The 12,927-nt window shown below is 28.6% G+C and carries 10 protein-coding genes; all 10 read left to right on the forward strand.

Going from position 1 to position 12,927, the window contains the following annotated elements; all coding sequences use genetic code 11:
* The first annotated feature begins 233 nt into the window (after positions 1-233).
* Entirely contained in the window at positions 234-1,628 is a 1,395-nt protein-coding gene (locus tag KXZ80_RS05770; RefSeq protein WP_021432507.1) for a C40 family peptidase, read from the forward strand.
* A 157-nt stretch (positions 1,629-1,785) separates the two neighbouring features.
* The gene (locus KXZ80_RS05775) at positions 1,786-3,963 is read left to right on the forward strand and encodes a hypothetical protein (protein ID WP_021432508.1); all 2,178 of its coding nucleotides are present in this window, start codon (positions 1,786-1,788) and stop codon (positions 3,961-3,963) included.
* Positions 3,964-4,260: 297 nt separating this feature from the next.
* Positions 4,261-6,438, forward strand: coding sequence for a hypothetical protein (locus tag KXZ80_RS05780; RefSeq protein ID WP_021432509.1), 2,178 nt, complete (start codon positions 4,261-4,263; stop codon positions 6,436-6,438).
* 110 nt (positions 6,439-6,548) lie between these two features.
* A complete protein-coding gene (locus KXZ80_RS05785) occupies positions 6,549-6,962 on the forward strand; it encodes a SoxR reducing system RseC family protein (protein ID WP_021432510.1) in 414 nt (137 codons plus the stop codon).
* Between the two features lie 130 nt (positions 6,963-7,092).
* Positions 7,093-7,962 carry a methionyl aminopeptidase gene (locus KXZ80_RS05790; protein ID WP_021432511.1) on the forward strand — a complete coding sequence of 290 codons (870 nt, stop codon included), beginning with the start codon at positions 7,093-7,095 and terminating at the stop codon, positions 7,960-7,962.
* A gap of 86 nt (positions 7,963-8,048) precedes the next feature.
* Positions 8,049-8,450, forward strand: a complete 402-nt coding sequence (locus tag KXZ80_RS05795; protein ID WP_021432512.1) for a hypothetical protein — start codon at positions 8,049-8,051, stop codon at positions 8,448-8,450.
* A 196-nt stretch (positions 8,451-8,646) separates the two neighbouring features.
* Positions 8,647-9,273 (forward strand): YitT family protein, encoded by a 627-nt coding sequence (locus tag KXZ80_RS05800; protein ID WP_021432513.1) that lies wholly within the window; start codon positions 8,647-8,649, stop codon positions 9,271-9,273.
* A 113-nt stretch (positions 9,274-9,386) separates the two neighbouring features.
* Complete coding sequence (locus KXZ80_RS05805; RefSeq protein ID WP_021432514.1) at positions 9,387-11,384, forward strand: penicillin-binding transpeptidase domain-containing protein; 1,998 nt, start codon at positions 9,387-9,389, stop codon at positions 11,382-11,384.
* A gap of 89 nt (positions 11,385-11,473) precedes the next feature.
* Complete coding sequence (locus KXZ80_RS05810; RefSeq protein ID WP_021432515.1) at positions 11,474-11,680, forward strand: hypothetical protein; 207 nt, start codon at positions 11,474-11,476, stop codon at positions 11,678-11,680.
* Positions 11,681-11,857: 177 nt separating this feature from the next.
* On the forward strand, positions 11,858-12,895 hold the full coding sequence (gap, locus tag KXZ80_RS05815; protein WP_021432516.1) for a type I glyceraldehyde-3-phosphate dehydrogenase: 1,038 nt from the start codon (positions 11,858-11,860) through the stop codon (positions 12,893-12,895).
* Positions 12,896-12,927 lie beyond the last annotated feature (32 nt).

A 12,927-nucleotide genomic window follows, 5' to 3' on the forward strand; every position in this document is an offset into this window, starting at 1 on the left:
AATATATATGTTAAAAATATGTATAAAATAAGATATAATATAAAATATAATAGGAAATTTAAAGTAAATGTAGAAAAATATATATAATTTCACAGAAAATTCATATTGAATAGATAATATATATATAAAGCAAATTAGAAATGCATATATAATATGTTCTAATGGTTACAAAAAAAATACAAATTTAGAAAATTTGTTTTGATTTAGTTTTACAAAAAGAAGGGAGATTAAGTATGTTTGATAGAAAAATCGCAACAGCTATATCAGTAACATCTTTAGGTATAGTACTATCAGGAACTGCTGTATTTGCTGATGCTAAGACAGGAACAGTAACAGCGAGTGCATTAAATATAAGAAGTGGACCATCTACAAGTAACGAAGTAGTAGGTTATGCAAATAAAGGAGATAAATTACAAATATTAGAAACATCAAATGGATGGTACAAAGTTAAGCTTTCAACTGGAAAAACAGGTTGGGGAAGCGGAAAATATATAAATGTATCTGGAGATTCAAGTTCAGAAACTCCATCAACTGGAAAAACAGGAACAATAACAGCGGATGCATTAAATGTAAGAAGTGGACCATCTACAAGTTACGGTAAAGTGACTATGGTTTATAAAGGTCAAAGTGTAACTATATTAGAAAGTTCAAATGGGTGGCACAAGATAAAGACTCAAAATGGACAAATAGGATGGGCAAGTAGTGATTATATAAGCACATCTGGAAGCTCTGAGAATGGATCTAACAATGGAGGATCAACAGAAACTCCAGCTACAGGAAAAGGAACAATAACAGCAAGTGCATTAAATATAAGAAGTGGACCATCTACAAGTAATTCAGTAGTGGGGTATACTTATAAGGGCGATACTGTAGATATATTGAGTAGCTCAAATGGATGGTATAAAATTAAAACTCAAAATGGACAAATAGGATGGGTAAGCGGAAGTTATGTAAACACATCTGGAGGTTCAGATAACGGATCTAACAATGGAGGAGGATCAACAGAGACTCCATCAACAGGTAAAGGAACAGTAACAGCAAGTGCATTAAATATAAGAAGTGGACCATCTACAAGTAACTCAATAGTAGGAAAAGCATACAAAGGAAATACTTTAGATATATTAAGCAGTTCAAATGGATGGTACAAAGTAAAATTATCAAATGGACAAGTAGGATGGGGAAGCAGTGATTACATAAGTAAAGGCGGAGAAAGTTCAGGTGGTTCTGAAGGTTCAGGTGGTGGATCATCTGAAACTAATAAGGCTCAAGCGATAATAAATACAGCTAAAGCTCAACTTGGAAAGCCTTATGTATGGGGAGCTGAAGGACCTAATAGTTTTGACTGTTCTGGATTAGTATATTATGTATATGGACAACATGGAATAAAAATGCCAAGAACATCAAGAGAGCAAGCTAATGTAGGAACTACTGTAAGCCAATCTCAATTACAACCTGGGGATTTAATTTTCTCAAGTACTGATGGTAGTGGAGGAGTTAACCACGTAGGTATATATATAGGAAATGGACAAATGATACATGCTCCAAATTCAAATGATGTTGTAAAAACTACTAATATAAATTCATCATATTGGCAAAACACATATGTTAAAGCAAAGAGAGTTTTATAGATATTAGGTTATAGGGAGATATTTTCAAGGAAAATATCTCCCTATCGTAATTTTAAAGTGAATTTTGCGCAGAATTTTTTTATTATTTAAGGTAATACTATAGTGTAAAACTTAAATATATTTTATAATTAATTTAGATAAATTTGGAGGTGGAGAAGTGAAGAAAAAAGCAACATCTTTAGTTTTAGTGCTTATAATGCTAATTTGTATTACACCGATAAATGCATTTGCAAATAGCAATCATAAAACTATTGTTATAAATATGAATAGAAGCAATTTTGTAGATTTTCTAGAAATTCCGACGTTAAAAAAACAATTAGAAAATCGAGGATACATAGCATTGATGAATGTAAGAGGTGACCAAGGTACGGGGGATAATAGGTCATATGCAAGTATCGGAGCTGGGGGAAGAGTAAATACATATAGCACAGACTTTAGAGGTTTTAAAGATGCAGACAAAGACAATAAAACTACATATGAAAGTGCTACAGGTAAAAAGGCAAAAGGTGTTAATGATACAGATATTAATTTATCTATAAATGATAATTTAGATAAAGGAAAATATGGATCTACATTAGGTGAATTAGGTCAAACTTTAAATAACAAGGATTTAAGTGTTTCAGTACTAGGAAATGCTGATATAGGAACAAAGCCAGAAGAACTAAATAGAAATATTGCTGCTATGGCAATGGATAACTATGGAAGAATAGATAGTGGTAATGTAGACAGTATAAATAAAATAGATGATAGCATGCCATTTGGGTTAAGTACAGATTACAATAAGCTAAAAAATGAAACAAAGAACCAATATGATAAAAGCGATATAGTATTTGTAGAATTAGGAGATACGTATAGACTAGATTTATATAAACCATATTTAAATGAAAATACATATAAATCTATGGAAAAGAAGATTCATAAAAATATAGATGAATACTTAAAAGAAGTATTTAGCCTTGTAGATGAAAATGATACTGTATATGTAATGAGTGCATTTCCTAAGGATATAGATTATAAAAATAAAAGAAGATTATCGCCTGTCGTAAAGTTTGATGGAACTGGAAAAGGTCTATTAACATCAGCAACAACTAGAAGAGATGGTGTAATAGGAAATGTAGACATAGGTGCAGGGATACTTGCAGACTATAAGTTAACATCAAATAATATGGTAGGAAGAGAACTAGAGAATATAAAAAATGAAGATAATATAAACTTTATCGAAAAAGAATATAGTAAAATTGTGAATATTTCAGATGTGAGAAGTGGTATAATTCAATTTTTTATAAACTCTACATCTATAGTATTAGGATTAAGTATAATTTTACTAATATTTAGAAAAAAATTAGAAAATAAATATAATAAAAGCATTAAAAAAGCATTTAATATTTTAAAAGAGTTAAGTAAATTTGGTCTAATAATGCCAGTAGCATTTTTATTAGCACCTATGTTTAATTTTAACACTAAGATAGGTATTTACTTATCGATATTTGCACTTACTCTAGCTATATACTTTATTTCGAGATTGATATTTAAATCAGATAATAAGCAAATTGGATTTTATGTAACTTTATCAATTTTCGTTATAATAGTAGATGCACTATTAGGTTCATACTTAATGAAAAATAGTATAATGTCATATGATGCAATAGTAGGTGCTAGATACTATGGAATAGGAAATGAATATCAAGGTATAATTATAGGATCTTCAATAGCTGCAATGTCTATTTTAATTATAAACAAAAAGTTACCTAAAATAATTGTTCCAATATTATCACTAATAATTTTATTTATTAGTGCATCTCCAACTATGGGAGCAAATGTTGGGTCTGCTATTTCAGAAAGTGTAGCATTAATATTATTCACAATGCTTGTGTTTAATGTGAAAATAGATTTTAAGAAAGCTATTTTAATTTTATTTGGAGCTGGATTGGTTGTATTAGGATTTGCCGCTATAGATATGTTAAGTGGATCGGAATCTCATTTATCATTATTTATTAATCAAATTTTAGTAAATGGACCAACTGCAATTTTAGAAACATTTGGAAGAAAAATTTCTATGAACATACAACTTATGCAAAATAGTTCATGGGTATATATAATATACGTAGGTATTATAGGCTTAATAGCAACTAGCATTTTTTACAAAAAAGAGTTTAAAGCAATGATGAAAAATGAAAGTTATGGGAAAAAGGCTATAGTGTCAATTGGAGCAGGAGCTATAGTAACATTTTTAGTAAATGATTCAGGTGTAGTTTCAGCAGCAACAACTATGTTATATATAATTATACCGTTTTTAATAATTTTAATTAATAAAGTTATATTTAAAGAAAGATAAAAAATTCGCTTCGCTCATGTCGCCAACGACTTCGTCCGTTGCTCAAAATGTCATTTTTTACTTTCACCAAAATATGGGCGTTACTATATTTCATATATTATTCACAAATATTAGTTAACTATAGTTCCCTTAAGCGTAAAAAATAGCGTACTGTGTACGCTATTTTTTTGTGCTTAAAAATTTTTATAGAAATATTTACATAAAGTTAACATATTATAAAAAATTATTTAGAGAATAATATAGTTTAAAGGCAAAATATACTTTATAATTAAATTATATATTTTGGAGGTGAAAAGAGTGAATTGTAAAATAAAGAAATTATTTTCAATGATTATTATATTAGTATGTATTATTCCAACGAATATATTTGCTGATAGTAAACATAAAACTATTGTTATAGATTTGAATAGAAGTAATTTATCTGACTTTTTAGAAATACCTACTCTAAAAAAAGAATTAGAAAATCGTGGGTATATTGCTGTAATGAATATAAGAGGGGATCAAGGAACCGGTGACAATAGAGCTTATGCAAGTATTGGAGCTGGAGGTAGAGTCAATACATATGATACCGATTTTTCAGGATTTAAAAATGTGGATAAAGACAATAGTGTAATTTATGAAAGTGCCACAGGTAAAAAGTCAAAAGGTGTAAATGATGTTGATATCAATTTATCTATAAATGACAATTTAGAAAAAGGTAAATATGGATCTACACTAGGAGCATTAGGGCAAGCCCTAAGTGATAATAAACTAAGCGTATCTGTGCTAGGAAATGCTGATATAGGAACAAAACCAGAGGAATTAAATAGAAATATTGCTGCAATGGCAATGGATAACTATGGTAGAGTAGATAGTGGGAATGTCGACAATATAAATAAAAAAGATGATAAGATGCCTTTTGGGATAAGTACAGATTATGAAAAGCTAAAAAAGGAAACAAAGAAGTATTACAATGAAAGTGATACATTGTTTGTAGAATTAGGGGATACATATAGATTAGATTTATATAAAAAGTATTTGAATGAAAAAACTTATCAAGATATGGAAGGGCAAATACATAAAAATATAGATTCATATCTAAAAGAAGTTTTTAATCTTATTGGAGAAAATGATAAAGTATACATAATAAGTGCATTTCCAAAAGATATAGACTATAAAAATCAAAGAAGGTTATCACCTGTTGTTAAATTCGATGGAAGTGATAAAGGATTATTAACATCGGCAACAACTAGAAGAGATGGTATAATAGGAAATTCAGATATTGGAGCAAGTATACTTTCAGACTACAATTTGACATCAGAAAAAATGGTAGGTAGAAAATTAGATAATATAAAAAATGATAAAAATATAGATTTTATAACGAATGAATACTCAAAAATTGTAAATATGGCTAGTGTTAGAAGTGGGATAATTCAATTTTTTGTAAACTTTGTATCTATAATACTTCTTTTGAGTATTATATTATTAACTTTTAGAAAAAAAGTAAAAAATAAACTTTCAATAAAAGCAGATAGAGTATTTTATCTATTTAAAGATTTAAATAAGTTTGGAATAATAATGCCTGCAGCATTTTTATTAGGTCCTATTTTAAACTTAAATTCGAGGGTAGGTATATACACATCTATAGCTTTAATGGGAATAATCATTTATGGTATAGGAAAATTAGTATTTAAAACAGATTTTAAGCAAATAGGATTTTATGCAACATTAACTATTGTAGTTATTTTAGTTGATGCTGCATTTGGAACATATTTAATGCAAAATAGCGTAATGTCATATAATCCAATAGTAGGTGCTAGATACTATGGTATCGGAAATGAATACGAAGGTATTGTAATAGGATCTTCAATAGTAGCTATGACTGTTTTAATAATGGATAAAAAATTAAAAAAAATATTTGTTCCGATTATATCTGTTGTTATAGTGTTTATAAGCTCTACTCCAGCAATGGGAGCAAATGTGGGGTCTGCTATATCTGCAACACTAGCATTAATATTATTTACATTGCTTGTATTTGATATAAAGCTAGATATTAGAAAAATTATATTTGTGTTTATAGCAGTTGGGCTTGTAGTCTTTGGATTTGCAGCAATAGATATGCTTAGTGGATCAGAGTCGCATTTAGCACTGTTTATTAATCAAATATTAGTTGGTGGTCCAGCAGCTATAATAGAGACTTTTGGAAGAAAAATTTCTATGAACATGCAACTTATGCAAACTAGTTCATGGGTATATATAATATATATTGGAATTGCAGGATTAATAATAAGTAAAATTTCTTGTAAAAAAGAATTTAAAGCTATTATGAGTGAAGGTAGTTATATTAAAAAAGCCTTAATATCAATTGGAGCAGGTGCCGTAATAACATTTCTGGTAAATGACTCAGGTGTAGTTTCAGCAGCAACAACCATGTTATATATAATTATACCGTTTTTAATACTTTTAATTAATAAAGTGGTTTTAAAAGAAAAATAAAAAAATAGCGTATTTTATACGCTATTTTTTTTTATCAAGTAACAACTTAGACTAATAAATCATAAATTATAATAAATGAAAAGCACTAGGTAGAAAATGGGGGAGTTTTTATGAAAAAGCAGAAATTAGGAACAGTTATGTACTCAAATGAAAATAGTGCTAAAGTTAAAATTGAACCTAGCAAAAAACGCTTAAACCTTATAAATTACCAAGGAAATAAAGATAATATAATAACTGCAAATAATTATATAGGTGCTAAGCCAGGTCAGTGTGTTTGCATAGAATTTAATAACATAAGATCTTTTAAGTTAATTTATATATTGTATATACAGCCAATAATATTTGCTTTGTTAGGATTATTAATTGGATTTTATATGGCGATAGTAATAAAACAACCTAGCTTATTATATGAAGTAACATTTTCTTGTATTGTATGTACTATAGCTATAATATATAAAGATTATTACAAAGAAAAAAATAAAGACGAAATAAATATAAAACCTGATATAATAAAAATTTTATAAATGATATTAAGAAAGAGATATTTCATAAATAGTTTGGAAAAGCTATATGGAGGTCTCTTTTTTAAATTTATTAGCATTTATTAACATGACGTAGTATAATTTAATATAGAACAAGTAAGGAGATGATTTAATGAATTTAAATAGAAATGATGAGTGTTGGTGCAAAAGTGGCAAAAAATATAAAAAGTGTCACATGGAATTTGATATGAAGTTAGAAGATTTAAAAAGAGCAGGAAATGAAGTTCCAACACATGATATTATAAAAAATAAAGAGCAAATAGAAAAAATAAAAGAAAGTGCAAGAATAAATAATGAAGTATTAGACTTAGTAGGTGAAAAAATTAAAATAGGTATGACTACTGAGGATATAAATAAAATAGTACATGAATATACAGTATCTCAAGGGGCGATTCCAGCTCCACTAGATTATGGAGGTTTTCCAAAAAGTGTTTGTACATCTATAAACTCTGAAATTTGCCATGGAATACCTAGTGAAGATGTTGTATTAAAAGATGGAGATATAATAAACGTAGATGTATCAACTATATACAATGGATACTTTTCAGATGCATCAAGAATGTTTATGATTGGAAATGTAAGTGAAAAAGCTAAAAAACTAGTTGAAGTTACAAAAGAATGCTTAGAAAAGGGAATTGAGGCAGTAAAACCTTGGGGACACATTGGAGATATAGGTTTTGCCATTCAACAGCATGCTGAAAAAAATGGATATTCAGTTGTTAGAGATTTTGGAGGTCATGGTATTGGATTAAGCTTCCATGAAGATCCATTTGTGTTCCACTATGGCTCAAAAGGAGAAGGAATGGTATTAGTTCCTGGAATGATATTTACTATAGAGCCTATGATAAATGAAGGCGGATATGATTTATACATAGATGCTGATAATGAGTGGACTGCATATACGGATGATGGTTCTTTATCTGCTCAGTGGGAACATATGATTTTAGTAACAGAAGATGGAGTAGAGATAATAGCGAAGTAAAGGAAACGTAAGTAATAATTAACTAATAAAACTAATAAATCATGCATATTTATAGTATTATAAAGTTACTTTCAAAGAGGTGATTTATGACAAGAGATCAAAGTAAAGTAACCGCCAATAATACTAGTAATAATATTCAACAAAAGTCTGATTGTACTAATAAGAAAAAAGGTTTAGGATTATCTAGATATACATATGCAGATTATGTTATTTTATCGTCTACATTAGCTTATGCTATAGGAGAAGAATTAAATGATGAAGATTTAACTCTTTTTATCGTATTTTTAGGTCAAATATCAGCTGACTTATCATTAATACGAACTAAAAGAGGGTTATTACCTGTAAACCTAGCTGATAATCAAGAACAAGATATAATTGCGGCAGAGGAAACTGAGCAAACGATAGAAGATGTAACTTCTGCTGAATTAACTAGAAGTAAAAAAAGAAAAGTTAAAAAAAGAAAAATAAAAAAGAAAAAGACTTTATAATTGTATTATGTTAAGTCTTTTTCTTTTTTATTTTAATATCTTAGTTTTAGAATAATGGGATATTATAACATATAGTTGTTCAAAAAAGAGAATTTTTTATGAATTTAATAACAATTTCAAAAAAATCAGTGAATTATATTCAATAAATATATATAATTAAATAAGGGAACTTAAAAAAATTAACAGGAGTGATATTTTGCGGTCAGAGTTAAAAAAATTGGCAACTATTATGATAGGAGCTACAATATTAGCATTTGGAAGTTACAACTTTAATTACCAAAATAGTGTGACAGAAGGTGGAGTTTTAGGATTATTACTATTAATCAAAAATGTTTTTGATATATCTCCATCTTTAACTAGTTTAGTTATTGATTTATCTTTATTTGCATTAGGAACAAAGTTTTTTGGTAAGAAATTTTTACTATACTCAATACTTTCAACATTTACATTTTCAACTATGTACAATACATTTGAGAGAATTGGATTTTTAGTACCAAACCTTGAACACAATATGCTATTAGCAAGTATATTGGCAGGAATAGGAGTGGGAATAGGCGTAGGACTTGTTGTAAGAGGTGGTGGAGCCTCGGGTGGAGATGATGTAATAGCACTTATAGGCAATAAATTTACACCACTGAAAGTTAATCATATATATTTGATAAGTGATGGTATAGTTTTATTTTTGTCATTAGTTTATTTAGATTTTAAACAGATAGTATTTTCGTTAATAGCAGTTACTATAAGTGGCAAAATAATAAGTATTATATACAATGATGAAGATAGCGATAAAGAAGATGAACAAGAAGAAACTATATTAGTTTAGAAAAAATAAGCACTTATTAATAAGTGCTTATTTTTTGCTATTTAGGGTATATTTAAGTGTGGGCATAATATTAAATGCAAAATATGACAATTCAAAAGAACGGGGGAAAAATATTGAAGAAATTTAAATTAATAACTGTAAGTTTAATAATAATGTTAGGTACGATATTTATTGTGGGGTGTAGTTCAAAATCAAAAATTGAAAGTGCAATGGATGAGTATAATAAATCTTGGCAAAATCAAGATTTTGAAAAAATGTATACTATGATTTCAGAAAAATCTCAAAAAAATATAAGTAAAGAAGATTTTGTACAAACATATACAGATATATATACTCGTATAAAAGCTAAAAATATTAAAATTTCTAAATCAGATCAAGAATTAGAAGAAGGGAAAGATGCTTACTTAAATGTTAGTATGGATACGCTTGGTGGGAAGATAGACTCATCAAAGATTAAAATAGATATGATTAAGGAAGGTAAAGGATACAAAGTTAATTGGGACTATGGATTAATACTTCCGGATTTAAAAAAAGAGGACAAAGTAGGAATAGATACTGATTCTTACAAAGGAAAAAGAGGAAGTATATATGATAGAAATGGCAATTTAATTGCAGGAGAGGGACAATTAAAACAAGTACAATTAGATTTAAAGAAATTTAAAGATGGAAGTGAAAGTAACAAAATTAGTGATATGGCTAATATATTGGATATAAGTCCTGCTTATATAGAAAATAAAATAAATTCAAATACAAATCCAGATCATGCTGTAGATATAGTAAGTTTATTAGAATCAGATAATGAGAAAATAGAAAAGTTAGTTCAAATACCTGGAGTTCAAATAACAACAACTAAAAATGCTAGAGTGTACAATGGAGGAGAAGCTATAGGTAGTTTAATAGGGTACACAGGAAATATTACTCAAGAACAATTAAAAGGCAATAAGAATAAGGGATATAACGAAAATAGCAAAATAGGTATAGGTGGAATAGAAGAAGTATATGAAGATACATTAAGAGCAGAAGATGGGGGTTGCGTATACATATTAACTCCTGATGGTCAAAAGGAAGTCTTAGCTGAAAGGAAAGGAAAAAATGGAGAAGATGTAAAACTATCTATAGATCTTGATTTACAAAAAAAAGTATATGATGAAATGAAAGATGAAAAAGGAGCGAGTGTAGCTACAAATCCAAAAACTGGTGAAGTTCTAGCAATGGTAAGTTCGCCTTCATTTGATCCAAATAGCTATATGACATACATAACAAAGAGTGAAAAGGCAAAATGGGAAGCTAATAATAATGCTCAATTACAGAGAAGATTTAAAACTGCATATTCACCTGGATCAACAATGAAGTTAGTAACTGCTACTATAGGTCTTGAAGATAAAAAAATAGACCCAGATGAAGCTGTTGATATTAAAGGTAAGACTTGGGAAGAATACGATGTTACTAGAGTTACAGATCCAGGAAAGCCTGTAAATTTAAAAGATGCAACAATTTATTCTGATAATATATACTTTGCAAAAGCTGCACTTAATATAGGTGGAAAAGATTTTGTTAATGGAGCTAAAAATTTTGGAATTGGAGAAGATATCAAATTTGGATACCCTATAGAGAAATCACAAATATCTAATAGTGGAAAACTAGATAACAAATCATTATTGGCTGCAACTGGATATGGACAAGGAGAAGTTTTAACAACTCCTTTAAATATGACTATGATATATTCAAGTTTAGGAAATGATGGTAAGATAATGATGCCAAAGCTAGATATAACAAAATCATCAGAGCCTAAGGTATATAAACAAGCTATAAAAACAGAATATGTAGATAGACTTAAAGACTGTTTTTCAGCTGTAATAAATGACCCTAAAGGAACTGGACATTCAGCTAAAATTGAGGGAATAAATATAGCTGGTAAAACAGGTACAGCTGAATTAAAAAAAGATAAAGATGATACAAACGCAAATGAAAATGGATGGTTTGCAGGTGTAGATACAGACGAAGGAAAACTTTCTATATCTATGATTATAGAAAATGTTAAAGGAAGAGGTGGGAGTGAAATACCTACTGTAAAAGTTAAAAATATTATGGAGTATTATCTAAAAAAATAAAATTAAAATAAAATAATCTATTTCTAGTGTAACTAGTGTATATAAAAACATATATATAAATATACACTACTTTCATAGGGGGAATAGATTTGAGAAGAAGATATGAAAGAATGCAAATTATATGCAAAGATTTATCAGAAGAAGCTTTTAAATCTTATGCTGGTAAAAAAGACTATAAACGAGCTATTCACTGTTATACAGTATTAGCTACGAGCATGGGTGTACCAGCAGATATTGCTAGTTTTGCAAAGAATATGTTAGCTAGATTGAATAAAAAAATGGAAGAAAATATTTAAAAAAAGATTGCTTGATAAAAATCAAGCAATCTTTTTTAGTTGGTTTTTTTAGTAAAAGTGTTGACCTAAATAAAATAAAGTGTTATATATATAAGTGAGAAAAGTTAAAAAGGTTACACTAAATAAACAAATAAAACATACTATAAATTAATATAAAAAAACTGGGAGGACTTTATTATGAAGGCAAGAGTTGCAATAAATGGATTTGGAAGAATTGGAAGAATGGTTTTAAGAATAGTTGAGGAAAACGGTTTGGATGGGTTTGAAATAGTAGCTATAAATGCAAGAAGTGATGCCAAAACTTTAGCACATTTATTTACTTATGACTCTTCTTACGGAATATTTAGAGGTAAAGTAGAAACAGATGAAAAAGAAAATATAATTATAAATGGAAGAAAAATAAAAGTATTAAAAGAAAACGATCCTGAAAACTTACCATGGAAAGAATTAGGAGTAGATATAGTTATAGAGTCAACTGGAAAATTTACTAAAAAAGAGGATGCACAAAAACATATAAATGCAGGAGCTAAAAAAGTAATAATTACTGCTCCAGGAAAAAATGAAGACAAGACTATAGTAATAGGTGTAAATGAAAATGAGTATGACAATAGCATACATCATATAATATCTAATGCTTCTTGTACTACAAACTGTATAGCTCCAGTAGTGAAAGTTTTAGATGCAGAGTTTGGAATAAACAAAGGGCTAATGACTACTATTCATGCTTATACTAATGACCAACAAATATTAGATAAAACACATAAAGATCTTAGAAGAGCAAGAAGTGCAGGTGTTTCTATGATACCAACAACAACAGGAGCAGCTAAAGCTGTGGCAAAAGTATTACCAGATTTAGAAGGTAAATTAAATGGATTTGCAGTAAGGGTTCCAAGTCCTAGTGTTTCTATGGTAGATTTAGTTTGTGAATTTAGTAGAGACGTAACAGTTGAAGAAGTAAATAGAGCTTTAGAAAATGCTGCTAAGAAGGAATTAAGTGGAGTATTAGGATATTCAGACTTACCACTGGTATCTGTAGATTATAAACAAACTTCAGAATCATCAATAGTAGATGGACTATCAACTATGGTTAATGATGGAAATCTAGTTAAAGTAGTAGCATGGTATGATAATGAGTGGGGATACTCATGCAGAACTGTAGATCTAGTAGCATATGTTGCAAAAGAGCTTTTAGTAGCTAGTAAAGTTAGTGCTTAGTTAAAATGAGCTTACAGAAGTTTTCTGTAAGC

Origin of the sequence: Paraclostridium bifermentans (assembly GCF_019916025.1) — a bacterium.
In the GTDB taxonomy this organism is placed as follows: domain Bacteria; phylum Bacillota; class Clostridia; order Peptostreptococcales; family Peptostreptococcaceae; genus Paraclostridium; species Paraclostridium bifermentans.

Bases quoted from the DNA above. Each gene is read 5' to 3' on its own strand.
- KXZ80_RS05770 (WP_021432507.1), top strand. From the start codon at position 234: ATGTTTGATAGAAAAATCGCAACAGCTATATCAGTAACATCTTTAGGT.
- KXZ80_RS05785 (WP_021432510.1), top strand. From the start codon at position 6,549: ATGAAAAAGCAGAAATTAGGAACAGTTATGTACTCAAATGAAAATAGT.
- KXZ80_RS05790 (WP_021432511.1), top strand. From the start codon at position 7,093: ATGAATTTAAATAGAAATGATGAGTGTTGGTGCAAAAGTGGCAAAAAA.
- KXZ80_RS05795 (WP_021432512.1), top strand. From the start codon at position 8,049: ATGACAAGAGATCAAAGTAAAGTAACCGCCAATAATACTAGTAATAAT.
- gap (WP_021432516.1), top strand. From the start codon at position 11,858: ATGAAGGCAAGAGTTGCAATAAATGGATTTGGAAGAATTGGAAGAATG.